We start from the raw sequence: 22413 nt of genomic DNA, 5'->3' as shown, positions 1-22413 counted from the left end.
TCAATAAATACTGTCTTTTAGCAATGGAAGTGATATGTTCAACAAAAGTATTATTTTGTCCTTGTTGGCGTTATTTGTAATCGCTCCTGCGGCCCATGCAGAGGTTAAATTGATTGCAATTGGGAGCCTAGATGGTAAGATAGGCGATCGCTCCACCGAAACATCTGCTCCTTTGGAAAACGGCGTTGCGGGAAATCTCTTGGGTGGTCTAGGGTCGGGACTAGCCTACGCCGGCAATAATACCTTTATCGCTATCCCAGACCGGGGGCCAAATGCGGTATCATACAACAGCGCTGTGAGTGATACAGCATCCTATATCAACCGCTTCCAAACTATCCAACTGGAACTTGTACCAAGCATTGATTTATCAGCATTGCCTTTCACCCTTACCCCTTCCTTAATTGACACAACTCTGTTATTAAGCAATCAGCCTCTTTACTACGGAAGTGGTGCGGGATTGGGTGTACCTAGCGGTGTCCCAGCCTTGAATAGCAAGAATAAAAACTATTTCACTGGACGCTCAGACAACTTCGACCCCAGCCAAATCTCAACTTATGCCAACAATGCGCGTTTCGATCCTGAAGGGGTGCGTGTATCTAATAGTGGAGAGCAGATATTTATCTCGGATGAATACGGCCCCTATATATATGAATTTAACCGCAATACAGGTAAGCGGATGAGGGTCTTTAACCTACCTAACAAGTTCGCAGTTAGCAACTTGAGTCCCGTTAGTGATACAGAGATTAGTGGTAACACTTCCGGTCGGGTTGCGAACAAAGGCATGGAAGGACTGGCGATTTCTCCCAACGGTAAAACCCTGTTTGGCATTTTGCAGAGTCCACTGCTTCAGGACGGTGGTACTAATGGGGCTTATACCAGAATCGTCAAGATTGACATCGCCACAGGTGCCACCCAGGAATACGCCTATCAGCTAGATAATATTGGTACGGCGGCTAAACCGAAATATCCTACCGTCAGCGAGATTTTGGCCATCAACGATAGCGAATTCCTAGTAGATGAACGCGATGGCAAGGGGTTAGGCGACGGCTCTAAAGCAGCCTTTAAGAAAATTTACTATATCAATCTGACAAATGCTCAAGAAGTAAGCAATATAACCGGAGAAAGCAACCTTGTTGGCAAGGGGGTTAGTAAGACGCTGTTCCTTGATGTGGTGGCTGCGCTGACTCAATACGGCATCAAACAAGAAGACATTCCAGCCAAGCTTGAAGGTTTAGCTTTCGGAAAAGATGTGAAGATCAACGGAGTCGAAAAGCATACATTGTTCATCGCCAATGACAACGATTTTCTTGGTACTGTAGGGCCGGACACCTACCATTCGACAAGTGTTGACAACCCAAACAAGTTTTTCGTTTTTGGGGTTGACAGTAGTGATTTGCCGGGTTTTGTAGCGCAGAAGATTAAAGGAAAAAATTGATATTGAGTTGGGTTGATAGCGATGTCTACGACGGGCTATGCCTACGCTAAAAGCTGTTAGAGTAGGCAAAATGCTCAGGAGCAGCCGTTACGCTTCAGCCAAGCCAAGAAAAGCCCGGTTCCCTCCCAGGGCAAACGCATCTAAAGTATAAGAATCCTTTAATAGGAAGGGTTTGAGCGTTTGAGCGTTGAGACTATTTTTTCATCAATATCCTTACGCAGCAAGGGTTTCACAAATTGCGTGCGTTCGCCCTGGGTGTATTATTGAGTCAAAAGCTTGCGATCGCGTTAGTGTAAAATAAAATGCTAAAAGGCGCTGACCTACATCTAGCAAGATTCATCACTAATAATCAAGTTTGAGAGGTAGAAATGACGCAAGATGCAATCTTCAGCCCCTTCTTTGCGACAGTGTTTCTAACACTCCTAGTCTGGGTGTATATGTACATCCGTCGTATCAGTTTCATCATAAGTAGAAAGATCAGCCCGAAAGACCTTGCTGTACCTGGCACACTGGCACAACTCTCGCCACCAAACGTATCCAATCCGTCAGATAACCTAAAGAATCTGTTCGAGGTTCCGGTACTTTTCTATGCGCTTGTGCTATATCTTTTTATCACGAATCAGGTGGATTCAGTGTATGTGAATGCTGCATGGGTTTTCGTTGTATTTCGCGCATTGCATAGCGCTGTCCATTGCACATTTAATCTCATCATGCTTCGATTTTACCTCTACCTATTTGCCACACTTGCAGTGTGGTTCATCGCTATCCGCGCAGCCCTGATCCACTTCAGTATGTAAGTATGCTGAACTGAGAAATTATTTTTTTGTCTACCTTACCCATGTGTGAACCGCTATGATGCCTGAATGATTGCTGTGGCGGAGCTTTTAGTTGTGAGCGATCGCATCATTGAACTACCTAACCGCTATGAAACTGTTGCCCCGTCAGGAATTACCACTCTCTGCGCCAGGATTGCTACGTGATGCAGGTATCGACACCATCCATGTGAGTGAAATTGGGATGTCTGAAGCTAATGTTTGAATGCCTGACCTTTCGCATATTTAATTTAAATGTGGAGACGTTATATATAACGTCTCCACAAGGATTTTCGGTTGACGAATTTGCAAAACCTACGCAGTATTGAGAACAATGTAGTCAGTTATCGTTCGGCACGCGGAGAGTTCCAGTTGATAGAATAATTATTGGGTGCAAAGGTGTAAGCGTAGAACCCAGGAGTGATTCCTGTTACTGCATTAGGAACCCAAACCGAGAAAAAGTTTTTTACAAAACTGCCGCAATATTGAGTTTGTTCAGCGTCGGGGATTGTAAAGTTTGGGGTATTTCCAATACAAAAAGGATGGTTTCCTTGCCACTCGTTACCTGAATCACTAGTGGCATAAAGGTAGTAGCGAGTGTTATTGAGTGAGTAAAGAGTTTGTATGCATGAGCCAGGTGTTTGAGATAACGGGAATCTACCTTGGGTAGTCCAAGTACCATTGTTGTAGTAGCTGACTATGACATTAAGATTTTCGCCGGATTCGTTGCAAACATAGAAACCAGGTGATGGATCGGCAGAAGCTTTTTCATTTGGTAGGACTACAAATGTCATACCAACAAATAAACCTGCAAGAGTTGCAGTTTTTGTACAATAATTTAAAAGGAGTCTTAATAGCATATAAAAACACCCAAGTTAGTTAAGAAATAAGTACAAAACCCTTGAGTAATATTACGATTTACGTCACAAAATATGGGTCAAGTTGAGCTAAGGAATGCAGATACTAGTACGAACTACAACACTATTTATGCAACAGTTGATAATATCTACCTTCTTAATGCTAACGAGTTAATTTCGATGCTAAACCGCTTATCTCAAGCTCGCGCAAAGTCAAGAAATTAAGGACTTTCCGAATCTTTTAGGAGATGGTATAGCTAATTAGCTATTAAACAAATTCGCAATTACGTTTTATAACCGGGATTTAAGCCTCGACATAAAACCTGCTGCCAGATGTATGGGGACTTAAACTTCCACCATTTGTTAAAAGATTTGATAAATTGATAGTAGAACGTTTTATAATTCTTTTATTAGAGAATTAAATAACTTAACAATTAAATAACTTAACTATTGACAATAATCAATGCGATAATCTGGGTTCCGAATGATGTCTCGGCAGTGACTCGCTTCGCTCGAAGTCAAAAGTCAAAAGTCAGTGTGGAGTTTTGGATCGTCAAAGAGCCACTACAAGAGGATATGGGTGTCGATGAGGTAGCTCATTCCCATTGCTGGAGTTCGTCTTCTGGGAGTGGTTCAAAGAAAGCATCGCCGAGTTGTCCTTTCAATAAACCAGGGGTGCGGGGTTGTGTACGTTCTTGACTTAAACCTAGTCGAAAGTGGTGAATTAGGTTATAAAGTTCTGCTAGTTTATCTTCAGGGATGTCTTGCAATTCTTGGACAATCTTTTGGATCAGCATAAGTCAAACTCTATACCGTTAATCAGCAACGTTGAATTTTTACTATTCTTGTAAAACAGTTTTTGATACAATCCTAGTTTTCTTGAGGTCTGCTTCGGAAAGTTCTTCTCCAGCTTGCAAGCGAGTGGCGGAGGTTTGCAACACTGTCGCCGCCCCTTTATCTCCTATTTGTAAAGCGGTTTTAGCAGCCGTTTGCAGCATCGTTGCGGCACCAGTGCGATCGCCTTGTTGCAATTTCGCCTCAGCTAACTGGGTTTGGCGATATTTCGCTAATGCTAAAATAGACTGCTGCACCTGCGGATTAGCATCTGGTTGATACGATCGCACCACATCTGCATACACTGGCACGAGGGGCGAAAGTAAGCCTTGTTCGTTAACCAACGGGTCATCATAACGGATTTGCAGATGAGCGATCGCTTGTTTACCCTCTGGCAATTGTCCCAGATAAATGTTAGCCAAAACTACCCGTTCTACATCCTGCATCAAATCTCCCAAACGCACAGCAAAGCTACCATCAGCTTCGGGTTCCACTGGTAACTCAATTGTGTCTGGCGCAACTTGGGCAATGGGTTTTAATTCTGCTAATCGGACATTAGGCACTAGAGATAACAGTAAGTAGGCATTAGTTAACCCAATAGATTCAATCCGCCCAAACAGTCGGCTAAACTGCTCCACAGCTTGTTCAGGATGTTCAATATAGGCTAAAGTTCCACCACCGACATCGGCAATTTTTTCTAGCAAATCCTGATTCCAGCTATTGCCAAATCCGAAAGTGTTGATAGTTAGGTTCAGCTTGGCAGCTTTTTGAGCCAGTTGAACACAGCGTTTGTTGTCATCTCGCCCAATATCCCACTTCCAAATTCGTAAACCGCTTTCACCATGCCCATCTGTCAGCAGAAACGCCTGGGAAACAGCGCCTCTTGTCCCCTTCATCAGTTCTGTAATTCCCAGTTCCAAACCCTCAGCGATCGCAGTACCGCCGCTAGCAGTGAGTTTGCTTTTAATTTGAGATTTGATGCTTTCGGGGTCTTCGATCGCTTGGTTGGGGATAATGACTGACGCAGTACCAGAAAAAGCGACAACTGAGATGCGATCGCCTACTTTCAACCGATCTATTAATCCTTCCACTGCTTGAATTACCGTTTTAATTGGTTGTCCATGCATGGAACCACTTCTATCCAGAATCAAGCAGAGATTAAGGGGCAGATTTTGGTCAAACTCACCAGCGATTGCAAAAATCGTTATTGCTAGTTGACGTTGGCTAATTGTTTGAGCCAGATCAACATTATTGTCATTTAACGCCGAGAGCAATTTAACTTTCATTGAGGAGGATTATCTTGCAAAACTGTTTTAGAGACAATCCGGGTTTTCTTGCGATCGCTTTCAGATAAATCTCCACCAGATTGCAGCTGGGTAGCAGAAGTTTGCAACACCGTCGCCGCGCCAGTATCTCCCATTTGCAGTGCAGTTTTCGCAGCCGTTTGTAACATTGTCGCCGCACCAGAGCGATCGCCTTGTTGCAATTTCGTCTCCGCTAGCTGGGTTTGGCGATACTTAGCTAATGCTAAAATAGAGTGTTGCACCTGGGGATTCGGGTCTGCTTGGTAATTTTTGACTACATGGGCATAAACTGGGACATTTGGTGTAACTAAACCTACCTTGTTAGCGGCTGGATCATCGTAGCGGACTTGGACATTAGCGATCGCTTGTTCACCTGTTGGCAATTGTCCCAAATAAATATTAGCTAAAATTACCCGTTCCGCATCTTTCATTAAATCTCCCAACCGCACAGCGAAACGTCCATCAGCTTCTTGTTGCAGTGGTAACTCAATTGTGTCTGGGGAAACTTGGGCTACAGGTTTAAGTTCTGCTAGCCGGACATTGGGCATCAGCGAGAATAACAGATAAGCGTTAGTCAATCCCACCGTTTGAATCCGGCTAAACAGGCGATTAAACTCTTCCACTGCCTGTTCGGGTTTTTGAATATAAGATAAAGTACCTAAACCAGCATCAGCAATTTTTTCTAAAACATCTTGGTTCCAATTGTCACCAAATCCCAAAGTGTTTAAAGTCAAATTATAGCTAGCAGCCAATTGAGCAAATTTTAAACAGCGATTATTATCACCGTGTTCATTTTCACCGTCGGTTAATAAAAAAGCTTGAGAAACAGTATCTTTTTTGCCCTTTGCCAACTCTTCAATGCCTAAGCGCAGTCCTTCGTCAATCGCAGTTCCACCATCGGCGGCGAGGCGATTAATTTGCTGTTTGATTTTCTCAGGATCTTCGACACTTTGACTAGGTACTAAGACTTTAGCTCGGTGATCGAAAACTACAACACTGAGGCGATCGCCAGGGTTGAGTCTATCTACCAGACGATTTGCTGCTTTTTTGACCGTTTCTAGCGATCGCCCGTTCATAGAACCACTATGATCGAGAATTAGGCATAAATTCAGAGGCACATTCCGGTCTTCATTTTCTGCCTTCGCCGAAATCGAAATTCCCAACTGACGTTGACTGTTCAGTTGATTTGCGTCCAAATTACCATCATTCAAGGCAGGCTGCAAATTAACCTTCATAACTCAAAGTCCCTATTCAGGATATACATATAAAAAAATAACTTCAAAGCGCTACTTTAACTCTACGGAAAACTTATCCAACACAAATACACTAATATAATCAGAATATCTTAGAAGCCAAACATTGGCAGATGCGAAGCCACCTTGAGCATTAGGGAGAAATCCGCACCTTGAGGAAAGTGAGCATCGCGCTAGGATGTATTACAGTTAACGGCATAGTTTCAGGCGATCACTTGTTATGGACATTTCCGCCATCAAGGCTGTTCAATCCCCCTATTCCGGCGATAGATTTTACCGGAGACCGCCGCCAGATTTACAATCTCTATTGTTAAAGGAGCGAATTGTCTACTTGGGAACTCCTCTAGTTCCAGAGGTCACAAAACTGATCATCGCCGAACTACTGTATTTGCAGTCCGATGACCCAGATAAACCAATTAAAATTTACATCAACTCAACCGGCACCTCCGGTTACAGTGGCGAACCCATTGGCTTTGAAACCGAAGCCTTCGCCATCTATGACACCATGAAATATATCAAGCCTCCTATCCACACCATCTGCGTCGGTTCCGCGATGGGTATGGCAGCGATGCTCCTCAGCGCTGGTTCAAGAGGTTGCCGTGCCAGTTTACCCCATGCTTCCATTATTCTGCACCAACCCAAGAGTTACGCCCAAGGTCAAGCAACGGATATTCAAATTCGGGCAAAGGAAGTTTTAGTAAACAAGGCATCAATGATTAATATTCTGTCTCGCAACACTGAACAGCCGCTAGAAAAGATTAGCAAAGATATGGATCGTCTACTATACATGACTCCTTATCAAGCTAAGGAGTACGGTTTGATTGACCGAGTTTTTGAAAAAGAAGAAGTGGCCAATCCCCCACTACCTGCTAGCGTTCTTTAAAAGATCAAGTGAGTACGATTGATTTCTTGGGACTTCAACTCACGCTACCCCATAGGAGCGCCTCTAGCTTAGGCTAAGTAGGCTTTATCCTTGCTATTAATCATTGTAATAACGGAGCAAATTATGCCTATTGGTTATCCTAGCGTTCCCTATCGATTGCCAGGGGGACAGGTAGAAGAGTGGGTTCACATTTACACTCGTCTTTCCCTAGAACGGATTATTTTCCTGGGAGAAGAAATTGATGATAAAATTGCCAATGAGATTATAGCCTTCTTGCTATATCTGGATTCAGAAGATCCAGGTAAAGACATTTACATATACATCAATTCCCCAGGTGGGATGGTCACCTCTGGCATGGCTATTTATGACACCATGCAACATATCAAATCAGATGTGGTAACGATATGCATGGGTTTAGCTGCCTCTATGGGGTCTTTTCTCTTAGCAGGTGGAGCCAAAGGCAAACGGCTAGCATTGCCTCACTCACGGATTATGATTCACCAGCCTTCAGGTGGCACCCGTGGACAAGCAAGCGATATCGAAATTGAAGCTAGAGAGATTCTGCGGATTCGTCACCAGCTCAATGGCATTTATGCCGATAAAACCGGTCAGACTATAGAAAAGATTGAAAAAGATATGGATCGCGACTTTTTCATGTCTGCCGAAGAAGCAAAACAATACGGTTTAATTGACCGTGTGATTGAAGACCGAACCTCGATAGTAACAGGGGAATAGGGAGGCAGGGAGATGAGGGAGATGAGGGAGATGAGGGAGCAGGGAAAGAATTCTAACTCCTAACTCCTAACTCCTAACTCCTAACTCCCAAACAAATTGTCAACATTGAACTTAAAAATAGCAAATTACCCCTTATTATTAATAGTTTAGGCGTGAAGCAGATAGCTGATAGCCTCTTGCTGGATATTCGATAGCTCATAGCTCAAGATGGATCTTGGAGATTGCTACCGTTTACTAGGTTTGAGAGCGGGAGCTTCTTTTGTTGACATCAAAGCGTCTTACCGACGATTGGCGCAGCAATATCATCCCGATATCAACCCAGATGACAACAAAGCCAAAGATAAGTTTATTGCGTTGACAGAGGCGTACAAACTCCTGCTGACGGTGGTATTGCCAGAGGAAACTGTGGCACATTCAACTCAGGTGTCAACATCTGGTAGGCGTGATGACCCTAAAGCAACGCATAGGCAGAAAACACCAGTAACAACGGTGACAAGCCAAGAACCAGGGAAACCAAAGCCGCCGAATGTGTTGGAAATAGAAGAACGGCTGAAGTGGAAGACTTATGAGCAATTGCAGCGATTTTTGCAAGAAAGACGATTTCCGCAAGCGATCGCCCTGGCGGAAGCTTTAGCAGATCGTTTGTCAACAGATGCAGAAGTTCGCCAATGGTTAGCGATCGCCTATCAGATTTGGGGACGGGCGCTAATTTCCCAAAACCAGCTGCTCAAAGCCAGAATTTATCTCAAAAAAGCTCTGAAGACAGACCCCCATAATAAAAGTCTCTGGTATGAAGTGCAGCGCGATTTCCAACAATTAGAACAAATTTTGTAAAGCCTAATTAAACAACATAAGATCAAACCTCACCCTGCCTCCGGCTTCCCTCTCCTTACTAAGGAGAGGGATATAGGGTGAGGTTTCATACTGAATTTGACCCACTTACTTAGATTATCCTCAATCCAAAATCCAAAATCCAAAATCCAAAATCTAAAATCCAAAATTAGTGCCGCCATCCGCGCAACACTGCTCCTAATTTAGCGATTCCCTCAACAATCTTCTGTGTTGGCTGAAAGCTAAAAGCTAACCTGATGGCATCATCTCCCTGTCCATTGGTGTAGCAGCGAGTCCCTGGTAGAAAACTGACACCGTGTTCACTCGCAGCCATCAGCAGTGCTTTGGCGCTAATATCTGAGGGCAATTTACACCAAACGAAGAAGCCGCCATCGGGACGCTTTGCAACTATATCAGTGGGGAACTCTTGAGCGATCGCTTCTAACAACAAATTGCACTTATGTTTGTAGCAGGCAATTAACTCCTGAATGTGATTATCTAATTTGCCTGTGGCACAATAGCGGGCGACCACATGGCTAACAAATGGCCCTACAGGTCCCTCACTTTTGAACATTGCCAGCCGCTCAATAATCGCTGGATCGCCACAAGCCCATCCGAGGCGGATACCAGGCGCAATAATTTTCGAGAAGGTACTTACATATAATACCCACCCCTCCTTGCCCAGGGTTGCCAGGGGAGGCACAGTTTCTCCTTGGAAGCGCAAATCGCTATAAGCATCGTCTTCCACCACCAGCACGCCATATTCAGCCGCTAATGCTACCAGTTTTTGACGGCGAAATAACGGCATAGTAGTGCCTGTGGGATTGTGAAAGGTGGGGATGGTGTAAATAAACCGGGGTCGGATACCCTGCTTTTTCAAGTCGCTCAATGTTACTTCTAAGGCATCTACATCCATCCCCAACTCATCCACAGGAATGGTAATTATGCGTGCGCCAGCTTGGACAAATCTAACAACTACTCCCAGGAAGGTTGGGCCTTCCACAATTACCACATCACCAGGTTCGACAAACACATCTGGTAACAAGCCCAAAATCTGACCAGAACCATAGCCAATGATTAGGCGATCGCGATCGGTAGTGATTCCTTTAGCCTGCAAGCGGAGGATAATTTGCTCGTATAGTTGAGCTGAAGGTGGACCATAATTAAGAGCGATCGGAGCCTCTTCTGCCAGTACAGTAGCACTTGCAGCAGCTAAGTGAGCGTGAGGAAAGAGAATTGGATCAGCTAGACCGTAGGTAAAGCTGACAGTGGCAATTTTGGTTAACTCTGTACTATAGGTTGGTGGTGCAATGTTTCTAGCTCGTTCGGCGAACAAATCAGCAATTCGGTAAGCAGGGGTAGTGGCAGCCATAAGAAGTTCAAAATTGGAAGTCAGAATACAGAACACACAAAGAAGGCAATTAGCGAAAAGTCAGATCGGAGGAAGCCTTCAATCTGTTAGCGTAGCATCGGAACGAGCATCCGCATGAGCATCACTTTTCAATAAAGTGGGGGTATTAAACTTTCATTAGTCGTGTCCGCGAAGACAATCAAAATATTAAAGATTTCAATAGTCTCAAAGGTAAAAAAATCGCTGTACAAATTGGTTCTACTGGGACATATTTTGCCAAAACCATCCCCAACAATTGCCAGATTCTTGACAATAGGGAATAGGGCATGGTGAAGAGAACTTGGGGACTCTTGAGAATTAGGGATAAGGAGAAAGACTTATTGCAAGTTCTCACCTCAAGTCACCTTGTCCCCTTGTCTTTCCTGCTCTCCACTCCCCACTCTCCATTCCCCATTTCTAACCAATTGGCTGCCAATATGCCAATATATTAAATATTTATCTAATATGCGTCACAATTAATACTGTCACCAAAATTCATTGATAAACTACAATCTCTTATAGGTCTACTGTAGTCAGGGACAGCCAATTGTGGCACCTTGGATCTTAGTGGCTAGAAGCACCTTGGAACGGGAATAAAGGAACTTCCACTATGCTGATTTGCCCTCAGTGTAAATTTGAAAACCCCAATAGCAATAAATTCTGTCAAAGCTGTGGCACATCCCTGACTCACAAGGTTTGTCCTAAATGCAGTACCGAAGATGTACCTGTGAATGCACTACGTTGTCATAACTGTGGCACGGAATGTGGAACAGTGTTTTGGGCAATTATTGCTAAGGAAACGACTGCGAAAGTTTTGGGAGTAGATGGAGATGAGGCAGATGAGGGAGCAATATCTTCATCTCCTCTATCCGCTAGTTCTCAGATTGCATTAGGCTCCTATTTAGACTCTCAAGAGCGCTATCAATTGTTAGATCCGCTACCTGCGGAAACGGAAACTGCCAGCATTACTGATGTAGGCGCGAGAGTTCTAGACTGCCAGCCGTATCAAATATCACCAATTGAGGCAATACTAGCAAGTCAGCAATCAGATTTGCTAAAGCCATCACTGGAAGCAAGTGGAATTCCTCACCTTGCTAAACTTTATATTGCCTTACAATGCCAAGGTCAGCCGGGGATACCGCCGATTCATGATGCATGGCAGCAGGGAAATATGCAGGTAGTCATAATCGAAGACCGCTCACATTGGCAGGCTCTACTCGATTTGTGGCAAGAAGAAACAACGAGTTCGTTCAAAATTTTACACTGGTGTTATGAAATGACCCAACTTTGGGCATTATTGGAACCAGTAGGTTGTCGTCAAAGCCTTTTAAATTTGTCGAATTTACGATTGGATGAAGACCAAACGCTGGCGCTACAAAGGTTGTATGTAGAATCATCCAATTCTTTGCCCGTCACGGAGTCGCCAGAAGATGCCGAAGCCGAAACATCTGCTATTCCAGAGCAACCGTTAACTATTCAAGCTTTGGGGCGGGTTTGGCAAGCGCTATTTAGGCAGTCTCAACGCACTCAATTTGGCTCTGTAGTCCAGATGTTGGGGGATTTAGAGGTAGGTAAGATTCAGACGATCGCACAATTGCGATCGCGTTTGGAGGAAATCTCTATTGAACTGGAAGCACTAGGAACCGCAATACCCCCAATAAAGGAGACAAATACTGCTGTGTTCACTAACCCAGAATCAGATGAGGCAGAAAAATCAGAAAGCAAAATTGATGATATGCCAACTGTTGTGCTGGCGATGCAGTTAAGTAGCTTAGAAGATGCAGGACGCACAGATGTAGGGCGTCAACGTCATCATAACGAAGACTACTTTGGCATTGAAACCAAAATTCACAAGCTGGAGTTCCCCAAAAGTCGAGTTCTGCAAGCGCATGGTTTGTATATTCTCTGTGATGGTATGGGTGGACACGCTGGCGGCGAAATAGCCAGTGAGTTAGGAGTCAACACCCTACGGCAATACTTTCAAGAACACTGGATTACCAACCAACTGCCAACGGAAGATAGCATTCGTGAGGCAGTGTTTTTAGCTAATGAGGCGATTTACAAGCTCAATCAACAAGATGCCCGTTCTGGAGTTGGGCGCATGGGTACAACTCTGGTCATGCTGTTAATTAAAGACACTCAAGCAGCAGTTGCTCATGTGGGAGATAGCCGTCTCTATCGCTTAACGCGCAAGCAGGGACTAGAACAAGTCACAGTAGATCACGAAGTTGGGCAACGAGAAATTATCCGCGGAGTGGAAGCAAGCATCGCTTACGCCCGCCCAGATGCCTACCAACTCACCCAAGCCTTAGGGCCTCGTGATGAAAACTCGATTAATCCCGATGTGGGCTTTTTCGAGATCAATGAAGATACTCTTCTGCTGTTAGCATCGGACGGTCTATCAGATAATGATTTAATAGAAACCCATTGGCAGACTCACTTAGAACCGTTACTTAGTTCTGGCGTTAACTTAGAACGGGGCGTTACAGACTTAATTGAGTTGGCGAACCAACACAATGGTCACGACAATATTACTGGTATAATTGTCCGGGCAAAAGTACGCCCAAATTTGGAAAGTTGAAAAAAAATGGGGAGTGGGGAATGGGGAATCGGGAATGGGGCATGGTGAAGAAGACTTGGGGACTCTTGAGAATTAGGGACAAGGGGAAAGACTTGTTACAAGTTCTCACCTCTTGTCCCCTTGTCCTCTTGTCTTTCCTACTCGCCATCCCCCACTCCCTCTTAACTTGTAGGTTGTATTGTGGTTAGTCTGACTCTGTTAGAACCGCAACATAAAACGCCCCTCCAGCAGTGGTGCTTTGAGAACTCTTCCATAATTCGGATTGGTCGAGCGGCAGATAATCATGTTGTTTTAAGTGATACTTTAGTTTCGCGCCATCATCTAGAACTGAGACAAGTAGATGCCGACAATGGCGGTGGTTGGCGGCTGATTAGTCAGGGGACTAATGGGACTTTCCTCAACGGTGTCCTTGTGATTCAGAGTCCGTTACCAGATAATTCCCTGTTGCAACTGGCACAGGGAGGCCCAATACTGAAATTCCAAATTCAGGATGTAACAGTAGTGGAAACTGGTGTGCGATCGCAACAAATGCAAGAAACAGAAGAGAACGCCGTTGCAGGACTCTACTCAGCCCAAGGTAGATATACTTGCACCCATGAAGGCAACTCCCCAAACAATCTGTTTTGCATCCACTGCGGCCAACCTCTCTCAGTACAACAGAAAATTCGCCATTATCAGGTGTTGCGAACTCTCGGACAAGGAGGTATGGGTACTACTTATCTCGCTTGGGATGCGGCTGGTCAGATTGCGGGTATGCCACAACTGCTGGTGTTGAAGCAAATGAATGCTGATATGGTAAAAATTGCCAAAGCTCAAGAATTATTTGAGCGAGAGGCGTATACTCTTAAATCCCTTAATCATCCGGGAATCCCCAAATATTACGACTTCTTTGTAGAAGGTGGAAAAAAATACTTGGCAATGGAATTAATCCACGGACAAGATTTAGAGAGACGTGTCTATACTACTGGGCCAGTTACCCCCAACCAAGCGATCGCTTGGATGATTCAAACCTGCGATATTTTAGACTATCTTCATAGCCAAGAGCCGCCACTGATTCACCGCGACATTAAACCCGCTAACCTGATGGTGCGAAGTTCCCTAAATCGCATAGTGGTGCTAGATTTTGGCGCTGTTAAGGAAATTGGCACAGCGCCCGGTACTCGTATTGGTGCAGAAGGTTACTGCGCTCCTGAACAAGAACGAGGACAACCTTTGACTCAATCTGATTTGTATGCAATTGGACCAACGGTAATTTTTCTGCTCACAGGCGAAAACCCTTTCAAGTATTACCGCCAACGAGGGCGAAACTTCAGGTTTGATGTGGCAAAAGTTCCCACCATTAGTTCCCAATTAAGAGATGTGATCGATCGCGTTACAGAACCATTGCCACGCGATCGCTACCAAACTGCAAAAGAATTAGCTGCGGCCTTAGCTGGTTGCCAACTTTAGAGAGTGGGGATTAGCGAGTTAGGAGTTAGGAGTTAGAAGTTAGAATTCTTTCCCTGCTCCCCCTGCTTCCTCATCCCCCCTACGTTCTATTCCTCATCCCAAGTCTCTACAGCTAGCAATTCACTAACTGGGTCTTGCATACTAAAGCCAAAGTCAAGCAGTTCCTGTTTCCAGTGCTGCCATTCATTACCGTAAAGCAAAGCAATTTTCCAGATGCTATCGCTTGGCTTGATAATGTTCGATTCTATGAGTGATTGCACGTTGCGCTGCAATTTCACCATTGGGTGAATCACTTGCTGAGTCATAACCTCGATTGAATTCAGATTTTGTTGGTAAATACTTAATTAAAACTGCTTCCCATTCTGGAATTGTTGCCGGATCGTAGAGTGGTGTAATTTTTGGTAAAGCTAGTCTTAACTTTTTAACTATACCATAACAAACTCTACTAAATTACTAGTAAATTCGCTTTTGTACGGTAATTACCACCACAAAAGTCTAAATTCACCAAGCAGTCCTTAAACTTTTTGCAGAAGCTAGGCAAAAGTACAGAGGGAAAAGTTAAAGGATAAAGGGGTAAAGGATGCTTTTGTTTCCCCATTTTCCTTTAACCTTTCGCCGTCTTTTTTTTCCTTGTAACCTTTAAGCACTAGGGTGCAACAGTACCTTTTGTAAAATATCTATTGTGGACACCGAGCAAAATAATTAGTCTTCTGGAAAGTTACACTATGTAGTGTGACTGAGGAAGACTGGCAAAATTTTATTTGTTTGAATCACGAAAAATATGTGTGCTTGTTGAAGAACTATAGGACACGGGCTAGTTTGAAAGTTGTTGACTGACAGGTAAATTTGCAATTGAGTAGAAATATCTACTATTTTTTCTTTATTTAAACGTTATTTACAATATCGCAAACATCTAACTTTAGGCTGAATCATCGCAAATCTTTATATAATCTTAATTTTTCGCCCAGTGAATAAGATTTGGAGAGCGATGCCTACGGCGGTAAACTACGCATAGCAAAATTGTCGCTACAGCATAGGCTCACCATAAAGCTTCTTTGTCTTTAGAGTCAGCATTTAAATTTTGTGTAAAAAATTTCTAGCGAAGATGTTAGTTTCTATTGAGCAGGTGGGTATCCTCAGAACGGGAGGCTTGCTACTACCTAAGTATTTAACACAGCAAGTATATAAGGCATGGCTGGTTCGGGGCAAGAATACGTAATTACCCGTAAAAAGCAGATTGAACGGCGACAAAAGATTGTCACGATAGTGTCATTAGTATCCTTTGTTGGTTCTACGGTGTTTGCAGTAATTCCAGCAATCCAACAGGCTAGTCAACCTAAGCCAGCAATTGCATCTGCTTCTCCTGAGTCATTATTACAGCAACAAGCACAGGGTTACGAGTTGGTTTTACAACGGGAACCAGAAAACCAGCTTGCTTTAGAGAAACTATCTATAGTGCGGTTGCACTTGAAGAATGCTAAGGGTGCGATGGAACCTTTGGAGAAGTTGGTGAAGTTGCACCCCGATCGGCAAGATTACAAAGTTGTATTAGAGCAGATTAAGAAGCAACAGGGAAGGGGCGATCGCTAAACAAATAACCCAAAAGAACTTAATTGGTATGTCTAATTAGACAATCTAGCCAAAATTATCTTCACTAGATTAAATTGTTAACACTTATAGGAGCGAAGTTAGTAAAAATGACATTTATTTCATATGCCCAGAATTTTGAAGATGTTTTACTTAATCGAGTATTTAAAAATAAAACCAAAGGGCATTATATTGATGTAGGAGCCTTACATCCAACTGTTGATTCAGTAACCAAAGCTTTTTATGATATTGGATGGTCAGGAATAAATATAGAACCAATAAAAGAATGCTATAAATTATTTGAGCAAGAGCGTCCGAGAGATATTAATCTGAATATTGCTCTAAATAATTCAGAAGGCTACCTAGAGTTTTTTCAAGTAGTAGGACAACCTGGAAACTCTACTTTAAATAAAGAAATAGCTGAAAAAATTGCCCAAGAGAAAGGTTTAGAACTTTCTCGATATACTGTTTATGTTAAGACTTTAGCGGAAGTCTGCAAAAAATATGTCAATCAGAAAATTGATTTTATTAAAATTGATGTTGAAGGAGTAGAAGAGGAAGTTCTTTTGGGTGGTGATTGGGAGCAATTTAGACCAACAATATTAGTAATAGAAACTACTTTACCAGGTACTAACGTTCGCTGTGAAAATAATATTCCCGTTTTTTTAAGGGAAAAACGTTATCAACAAGTTTTCTTTGATGGAATTAATGATTATTATATATCTGAAGAGTCAGCCGATTTAGCCAAATACTTCTCTTTTCCTATTAATGTTTTAGATAATTATATAAATTACAGGTTGCTCGAAAAACAAAGAGCAGAAAAAATAATACAAAATCAAGATCAGATAAATACACAATTTGGAAGATTAATTACGCCTCATACTGAAAAAAGAACAACAATATATGAATCTTTAAATCAAGAAGACAATTTATCAGCTTTAAATAATATACGGAAACTACAAATAGCCTTAGACATTGCTGTATTAGGTTTAGGTACTATCCTTGAAACTGCCAAAACAGGAGTTTATAGAGTAACAGATTATCTTTTAAAAGGACTAATAAAATATCCTCAGTGTGATATTTATTTATGTACGAGTAATCCTGAGTTATTTGATGCTTGTCAAATTTATATAAATGAAAACTTTGAATATAATAATTTTCATTTATTTCAGTTATCAGAACTAAAATATCAAAATATAGATATTTATCACTCTACTTATTATCCTTTGCCAAATAATATTTACTTTGCTACAAGAATTATAACAGTTTATGATTTAATTCCTATTCTTTTTCCACACTATTTTAATCATAATTCAGAACATATGGTTAAAAATACTATAGATAAAATAGATCAGAATGATTTTGTGTGCTGTATTTCCGAATCAACAAAACAAGATATTTGTAAGTATCAACAAAATCTTAATGAAAAGCAAGTATTTGTTACACATTTAGCTGCTGATAAAGAAAAATTTTATCCTTGCGATAATCAAGAATTAATTATCAAAACGAAACAAAAATATAAAATACCAGAGCAACCTTATATCTTAACTCTATCAACCCTGGAGCCAAGAAAAAATATAGCTCATGTTATCCGTTCTTTTTTGACATTAATTAAAAACCAACAGATTGATGATCTTAATCTGGTATTGATAGGTACAAAAGGATGGCAGTATGAAGAAATTTTTGCAGAAATAGATAAAGTTAAAGAATTAGAAAACAGAATTATTATTACTGGTTATCTTCCCGATGATGATTTAGCTCCTTTGTATTCAGGGGCATTAGCTTTTATTTATGTATCTTTATATGAAGGTTTTGGCTTACCACCATTAGAAGCCATGCAATGTGGAACTCCAGTCATAACGTCTAATACTTCTTCCTTACCTGAAGTTGTTGGAGATGCCGGAATTATGCTTGATCCTAATGATGCAATAGGGCTTTGTAATGCCATATTTAAGCTATATTGTGAACCCGAATATCGAGAAATGTTAGCTAACAAATCTCTTCAACAGGCTCAAAAATTTAGTTGGGATAAATATATTGAAGAAACTATCAAAATTTACGAGTTAGCTAAAGAAAAAGCAAAAACTTTACCTCGTCGTAACATTTTAATTGATGGTGTCTTTTTCCAACTCTATAAAACAGGAATTGCTAGAGTTTGGCGAAGTCTGTTAGAACAATGGTCAAACAGTGATTTTGCTAATCATATCTTAGTCTTAGATAGAGCCAATACTGCACCTAAAGTTAATGGGATTCGTTATCGCACAATTCCCGCCTATGACTATAACAATACCGAAGCTGATAAACAGATGCTTCAAGAAATTTGTGATGAGGAAGAAGCGGAATTATTTATATCTTCTTACTACACTACCCCCATTAATACCCTTTCCGTATTTATGGCCTATGACATGATTCCTGAAGTATTAGGAGGAAACTTAAATGAACCTATGTGGCAAGAAAAACACAACGGCATTAAACACGCCTCTGCTTTTATTACAATTTCTGAAAATACAGCTAAAGACTTAAATAATTGTTTCCCTGAGATACCCTTAGAATCAATTACGGTGGCTCATTGTGGAGTAGATTCTCTCTTCTCTTCCGCTTCTGTAGATGAAATTAAAGATTTTAAATATAAATATGGTATTGATAAACCATACTTTTTGTTAGTTGGTAGTGGAACGGGTTACAAAAATGGCATTTTGTTCTTCCAAGCTTTCTCAAAAATAGCTAGTAGCTCTGGGTTTGATATTATTTGTACAGGCATTGGCGGAGTGTTAGCAACAGAATTAAGAGCATATACATTAGGTAGTACTATACATCTTATCCAACTAAGTGATGAAGAATTAGCTTTAGCTTATTCTAGTGCTGTGGCGTTAGTTTATCCTTCTAAATATGAAGGTTTTGGAATGCCTATATTAGAAGCTATGGCTTGTGGCTGTCCTGTTATTACCTGCCCTAATTCTTCAATCCCCGAAGTAGCAGGAGATGCAGCAATATATGTCAATGATAATGATGTGGATGATCTGGCAAATGCGCTTTGTGAGGTGCAAAAGCCTGGTATCCGTCAATCTTTAATTACTGCGGGTTTGGCACAAGCGAAAAAGTTCTCATGGACAAAAATGGCGCAAACCGTAAGTTCTGCATTGATCGATGCTACTCTCTTATCTTTAAAGCTTAAGGAAGTAAATTTCATTATTTTCCCAGATTGGTCGCAACCAGAAGAGTTAATTGGTTTAGAATTACAAGCAGTAATGAAGGCGGTAGCAACTCATATTGATAGTCAAAAAAGTACCCTACTTATTAATACTGCTAATATTGCTGTTGAGGACGCTGAACTGTTTTTATCTAGTGTGGTTATGAATCTTTTGGTGGAAGAAGATTTAGATATTACTGAAGGGTTAGAAATTTCTCTAGTCGCAAACTTGGCTGATATTCAATGGGAAGCTTTACTATCTCGCATCCAGGCAAGAATTATTTTGGAATATGAAGATACAAACGCGGTGAGTCAAGTAAAAGCAGAAACTATCACATCTTACGATATAGAATTTTTTAGCGAAGCACAAGCTGAACAGTTTTTTTTTGCTTGAGCAATAAATTATTCTGTGAGGGCAGATGGACAGAAGCGATCGCTCAATATCAAAAACTTTTAGAAATTCAATCGGGTGATGCAGATGTTTATTGTAATTTAAGTTATTGCTATAGACAATTAAACCTGCTAGACGAATATTTTCAGACTCTCCAGCAAGGAATTAAACTTTACCCTCAAGAAGGAAGATTACATTTTTCATTAATCATCGACTTACGGCGCAATGGACGGATTCAAGAAGCAATATTAAGTGCAGAAAATGCGGCTAAATGCTTACCGAATGATTACACTTTTCAAATTCTAAAATATTTAACAGTTCCATCAATATACCAAAGTCCAGAGGAAATTAATTTCTATCGCCAGCGCTTTAGTCAAGGACTGCAAGATTTAATTCAGCAAACATATCTAAAAACTACAGAAGCTCAACAAAGTGCTTTAGCAGGTATAGGTCGCCTCACAAATTTTTACTTATCATATCAGGCACAAAATGATATAGATTTGCAACGCCAGTATGGAAAGTTAGTACATGAAATTATGGCAGCTAACTATCCACAATGGGTAGTTCCTTTATCTATGCCTAAGCTTCAGCCTAATAACAAAATTCGTATTGGTTACGCTTCACATTACCTGCATTCTTATAGTGGCACACTTTGGTTAACTGGCTGGTTACATTACTGCGATCGCCAAAACTTTGAAATTTACTGTTACTACACAGGAAACGAGCCAGATCCTGTTACCCAACAGTTCCAAAATTACAGCGATGTTTTTCATCATATTCCTTATAACTTCTCAGCAGTTTGTGAACAGATAATTGCTGATAAATTGCATATTTTAGTCTTTCCTGAAATAGGTATGAACCCGCAAACCATGCAAATGGCCGGTCTGCGGCTTGCCCCTGTACAATGTACAGCTTGGGGACATCCGGTAACAACTGGCTTACCTACAATTGATTACTTTTTATCTAGCGAGTTAATGGAACCCGAAAATGCCCAAGAACATTATTCAGAAAAATTAATTCGTTTACCAAACATTGGAGTTTCTTACCCTAAGCCATATATTCCACCAGTTATCAAAACCCGTTTATATTTTGGCTTAGGAGATGATGCAGTCATCTACTTGTGCTGTCAAGCTCCTTTTAAATACCTACCGCAATATGATTTTATTTTTGCGGAAATTGCTCGTCGTCTTCCTCAAGCTAAATTTGTATTTTTGCGTGGTAGTTTACTTGAGCCACGCCTAAAGCTTGCTTTTGCTGCTGTTGGACTTAACAGTGAGGATTATTGTGTATTCCTCAATATTCCAGAGCGGCTAGACTATCTAATGATTAACTTACTTTCAGATGTTTATCTAGATACATTCACTTGGTCTGGTGGTAATACTACTCTAGAAGCGATCGCTTGTAATCTCCCTATTGTTACCTGTCCAGGAGAATTTATGCGGGGTCGTCACTCTGACAGCTTTTTAAAAATGCTAGGGGTGACAGATACTATTGCTGAAAACAAAACTGAATATATTGAAATTGCTGTCAAGTTAGGACTAGATCCGGCTTGGCGAGGTACTATTGCAGAAAGAATGAGCCAAAATCATGATCGTCTTTTTGATGATAAAGCTTGTGTCCAAGGTTTAGAAGCCTTTTATAAAGAAGTTTGTAGTAAGCACTGAAGTGCTTAAATTTTTAATTACAGAATCGGAGAACTTTAATCCTCATTGCAAACTTTTGAATTGTTTGTAGTAAGTGTAAGTATAAATTTTATCCAACTGTTTTAGGATTGATAAAATATTATCAAAGTATAAATACCATTAAATTAGTCAATACCGTTCCCAATATACGAGACTTTAAAGCCTGTAGAAACGGCATGAATACGTCCCAAAGAAGTAAGCTTGGCAAAAAGACATTCAACTACATACGGTAGTTTTAAAGTTACTTCCACATTCCCAACAGAACCATATTTGTCGCTTTTTATAACCATGCTTTTGCGTTGTCTTATGCCATCATCCCCGTGTCTGCTGCATTGATTTCTCTAATTTTTAGCAATGTTAATACTGATTAAAATGTATAAATATTTTTGTTGTACTTAAACTTAAATATAATAATTTTTAGCGATCGCACCTTTTTGCTCGACCGCTCCCCTTTAAAAATATCGCAAACCAGCTTCTTTTTGTCCAAAGTCCAATTAGTTGGCACAGTCAGTAAACCAAAAAGTTTTTCCTAAAAGAGCGATTATCGAATTTAGCCTTTTTGAATTCTCGCAGTCATTCTACTTTTCAAAGCCTGATTAATCTGTGATTCTAATAGCTCAAAATTATTTATTTTATCAAGATGATATCTAATATCATTCGCGGTTGGAATATTCTTTAATATTTTTGCTGTGTTTTCAATACTATCTCCACTACTTGCAGCTTTGACTAAAATTTCAAACAAACTCTGTTGGTCATAAGCACCTTGAGTTTTAATGGAGAAATTTTCTGGCTTTTCATTTAAGAACTTCATCCAAAGTTTCCGAGTCTGTTAGAACCAATTGTTCTGATGAAATAGTCATTTTTTTTTAGCCAAAGCAGGCGCAAATACTACTTCCATCATTTCATTTTTGGGGACATCCCAGAATCTGATAAGTATAAATTATATTAATGGTATTATGAAGCACTTGAGACTACGGGGTTATTTCTTGGCGTAGGCGTAGCCCGCCGCAGGCATCGCTCTTGGGAAAAACTTTTTGGTTTACTGATAGTGGATAAACTATTGTTGCCTAGAACCCGGCACTGTAGGCATTTTCATAAGTACTGAGAAACAGTCCCAAAATATTTGGGAAAAATAGTTGACAGATTAAGGTAGGTTGGTTATATTGAATAAGTGCCTGAAGCAAAGAGCTTTATAGCTT

General features: G+C 41.1%; 16 protein-coding genes and 1 pseudogene. 10 read left to right on the top strand and 7 right to left on the bottom strand.

The window, feature by feature from the left end; translation table 11 throughout:
* The first annotated feature begins 34 nt into the window (after positions 1–34).
* Positions 35–1435 (top strand): esterase-like activity of phytase family protein, encoded by a 1401-nt coding sequence (locus V7K73_RS01385; protein ID WP_334876441.1) that lies wholly within the window; start codon positions 35–37, stop codon positions 1433–1435.
* Between the two features lie 368 nt (positions 1436–1803).
* A complete protein-coding gene (locus V7K73_RS01380) occupies positions 1804–2232 on the top strand; it encodes an MAPEG family protein (RefSeq protein WP_334876438.1) in 429 nt (142 codons plus the stop codon).
* A gap of 359 nt (positions 2233–2591) precedes the next feature.
* Here V7K73_RS01380 and V7K73_RS01375 read toward each other — a convergent pair whose 3' ends face one another.
* The 4 genes from V7K73_RS01375 to V7K73_RS01360 all read right to left on the bottom strand — a co-directional run bounded on the left by V7K73_RS01375 (position 2592) and on the right by V7K73_RS01360 (position 6477).
* Positions 2592–3041, bottom strand: coding sequence for a DUF1036 domain-containing protein (locus V7K73_RS01375; protein ID WP_334876436.1), 450 nt, complete (start codon positions 3039–3041; stop codon positions 2592–2594).
* A 659-nt stretch (positions 3042–3700) separates the two neighbouring features.
* Positions 3701–3901, bottom strand: coding sequence for a hypothetical protein (locus tag V7K73_RS01370; RefSeq protein WP_334876434.1), 201 nt, complete (start codon positions 3899–3901; stop codon positions 3701–3703).
* Positions 3902–3943: 42 nt separating this feature from the next.
* The gene (locus V7K73_RS01365; protein WP_334876433.1) at positions 3944–5224 is read right to left on the bottom strand and encodes a vWA domain-containing protein; all 1281 of its coding nucleotides are present in this window, start codon (positions 5222–5224) and stop codon (positions 3944–3946) included.
* A complete protein-coding gene (locus tag V7K73_RS01360; RefSeq protein ID WP_334876431.1) occupies positions 5221–6477 on the bottom strand; it encodes a vWA domain-containing protein in 1257 nt (418 codons plus the stop codon). The genes V7K73_RS01365 and V7K73_RS01360 overlap by 4 nt, the downstream gene beginning before the upstream one ends.
* A 238-nt stretch (positions 6478–6715) precedes the next feature.
* Here V7K73_RS01360 and V7K73_RS01355 point away from each other — a divergent pair, with 238 nt between their 5' ends.
* The 3 genes from V7K73_RS01355 (at position 6716) to V7K73_RS01345 (ending at position 8947) form a co-directional block, all read left to right on the top strand.
* Positions 6716–7378, top strand: coding sequence for an ATP-dependent Clp protease proteolytic subunit (locus V7K73_RS01355; protein ID WP_334876429.1), 663 nt, complete (start codon positions 6716–6718; stop codon positions 7376–7378).
* A 123-nt stretch (positions 7379–7501) separates the two neighbouring features.
* Entirely contained in the window at positions 7502–8113 is a 612-nt protein-coding gene (locus V7K73_RS01350; protein ID WP_334876427.1) for an ATP-dependent Clp protease proteolytic subunit, read from the top strand.
* A gap of 207 nt (positions 8114–8320) precedes the next feature.
* Complete coding sequence (locus tag V7K73_RS01345) at positions 8321–8947, top strand: J domain-containing protein (RefSeq protein ID WP_334876425.1); 627 nt, start codon at positions 8321–8323, stop codon at positions 8945–8947.
* A gap of 166 nt (positions 8948–9113) precedes the next feature.
* Here the strand turns inward: V7K73_RS01345 and V7K73_RS01340 are convergent, their stop codons facing one another.
* A complete protein-coding gene (locus V7K73_RS01340; protein WP_334876423.1) occupies positions 9114–10316 on the bottom strand; it encodes an aminotransferase-like domain-containing protein in 1203 nt (400 codons plus the stop codon).
* A 628-nt stretch (positions 10317–10944) separates the two neighbouring features.
* On the opposite strand from V7K73_RS01340, the gene V7K73_RS01335 reads away from it, so the two are divergent.
* Together V7K73_RS01335 and V7K73_RS01330 are read left to right on the top strand one after the other, a co-directional pair.
* Complete coding sequence (locus V7K73_RS01335; RefSeq protein ID WP_334876421.1) at positions 10945–12915, top strand: serine/threonine phosphatase; 1971 nt, start codon at positions 10945–10947, stop codon at positions 12913–12915.
* Between the two features lie 180 nt (positions 12916–13095).
* Positions 13096–14364 (top strand): FHA domain-containing serine/threonine-protein kinase, encoded by a 1269-nt coding sequence (locus tag V7K73_RS01330; RefSeq protein WP_334876419.1) that lies wholly within the window; start codon positions 13096–13098, stop codon positions 14362–14364.
* 86 nt (positions 14365–14450) lie between these two features.
* Here the strand turns inward: V7K73_RS01330 and V7K73_RS01325 are convergent, their stop codons facing one another.
* Positions 14451–14669 (bottom strand): DUF4327 family protein, encoded by a 219-nt coding sequence (locus V7K73_RS01325; protein WP_012407469.1) that lies wholly within the window; start codon positions 14667–14669, stop codon positions 14451–14453.
* An 886-nt stretch (positions 14670–15555) separates the two neighbouring features.
* Between V7K73_RS01325 and V7K73_RS01320 the strand changes: the two genes are divergently transcribed.
* The 3 genes from V7K73_RS01320 to V7K73_RS01310 all read left to right on the top strand — a co-directional run bounded on the left by V7K73_RS01320 (position 15556) and on the right by V7K73_RS01310 (position 21196).
* Positions 15556–15954: a tetratricopeptide repeat protein gene (locus V7K73_RS01320; protein ID WP_334876417.1), complete on the top strand. Its 399-nt coding sequence runs from the start codon at positions 15556–15558 to the stop codon at positions 15952–15954.
* A gap of 107 nt (positions 15955–16061) precedes the next feature.
* Positions 16062–19535, top strand: coding sequence for an FkbM family methyltransferase (locus tag V7K73_RS01315; protein ID WP_334876416.1), 3474 nt, complete (start codon positions 16062–16064; stop codon positions 19533–19535).
* Positions 19532–21196, top strand: a complete 1665-nt coding sequence (locus V7K73_RS01310; protein WP_334876414.1) for an O-linked N-acetylglucosamine transferase, SPINDLY family protein — start codon at positions 19532–19534, stop codon at positions 21194–21196. The genes V7K73_RS01315 and V7K73_RS01310 overlap by 4 nt, the downstream gene beginning before the upstream one ends.
* Before the next feature lie 571 nt (positions 21197–21767).
* Here the strand turns inward: V7K73_RS01310 and V7K73_RS01305 are convergent.
* Positions 21768–22074 (bottom strand): annotated as a pseudogene (locus V7K73_RS01305) (ISH3 family transposase); the annotation flags it as partial.
* Positions 22075–22413 lie beyond the last annotated feature (339 nt).

This window comes from Nostoc sp. (assembly GCF_036916975.1).
Classification (GTDB): domain Bacteria; phylum Cyanobacteriota; class Cyanobacteriia; order Cyanobacteriales; family Nostocaceae; genus Nostoc.
This window is presented reverse-complemented; position numbering and strand designations above follow the sequence as displayed.

Excerpts from the sequence above, each read along its gene's own strand:
- V7K73_RS01385 (WP_334876441.1), top strand. The coding sequence starts at position 35 with ATGTTCAACAAAAGTATTATTTTGTCCTTGTTGGCGTTATTTGTAATC.
- V7K73_RS01380 (WP_334876438.1), top strand. The coding sequence starts at position 1,804 with ATGACGCAAGATGCAATCTTCAGCCCCTTCTTTGCGACAGTGTTTCTA.
- V7K73_RS01375 (WP_334876436.1), bottom strand. The coding sequence starts at position 3,041 with ATGACATTTGTAGTCCTACCAAATGAAAAAGCTTCTGCCGATCCATCA.
- V7K73_RS01370 (WP_334876434.1), bottom strand. The coding sequence starts at position 3,901 with ATGCTGATCCAAAAGATTGTCCAAGAATTGCAAGACATCCCTGAAGAT.
- V7K73_RS01365 (WP_334876433.1), bottom strand. The coding sequence starts at position 5,224 with ATGAAAGTTAAATTGCTCTCGGCGTTAAATGACAATAATGTTGATCTG.
- V7K73_RS01360 (WP_334876431.1), bottom strand. The coding sequence starts at position 6,477 with ATGAAGGTTAATTTGCAGCCTGCCTTGAATGATGGTAATTTGGACGCA.
- V7K73_RS01355 (WP_334876429.1), top strand. The coding sequence starts at position 6,716 with ATGGACATTTCCGCCATCAAGGCTGTTCAATCCCCCTATTCCGGCGAT.
- V7K73_RS01350 (WP_334876427.1), top strand. The coding sequence starts at position 7,502 with ATGCCTATTGGTTATCCTAGCGTTCCCTATCGATTGCCAGGGGGACAG.
- V7K73_RS01345 (WP_334876425.1), top strand. The coding sequence starts at position 8,321 with ATGGATCTTGGAGATTGCTACCGTTTACTAGGTTTGAGAGCGGGAGCT.
- V7K73_RS01340 (WP_334876423.1), bottom strand. The coding sequence starts at position 10,316 with ATGGCTGCCACTACCCCTGCTTACCGAATTGCTGATTTGTTCGCCGAA.
- V7K73_RS01335 (WP_334876421.1), top strand. The coding sequence starts at position 10,945 with ATGCTGATTTGCCCTCAGTGTAAATTTGAAAACCCCAATAGCAATAAA.
- V7K73_RS01325 (WP_012407469.1), bottom strand. The coding sequence starts at position 14,669 with ATGACTCAGCAAGTGATTCACCCAATGGTGAAATTGCAGCGCAACGTG.
- V7K73_RS01320 (WP_334876417.1), top strand. The coding sequence starts at position 15,556 with ATGGCTGGTTCGGGGCAAGAATACGTAATTACCCGTAAAAAGCAGATT.
- V7K73_RS01315 (WP_334876416.1), top strand. The coding sequence starts at position 16,062 with ATGACATTTATTTCATATGCCCAGAATTTTGAAGATGTTTTACTTAAT.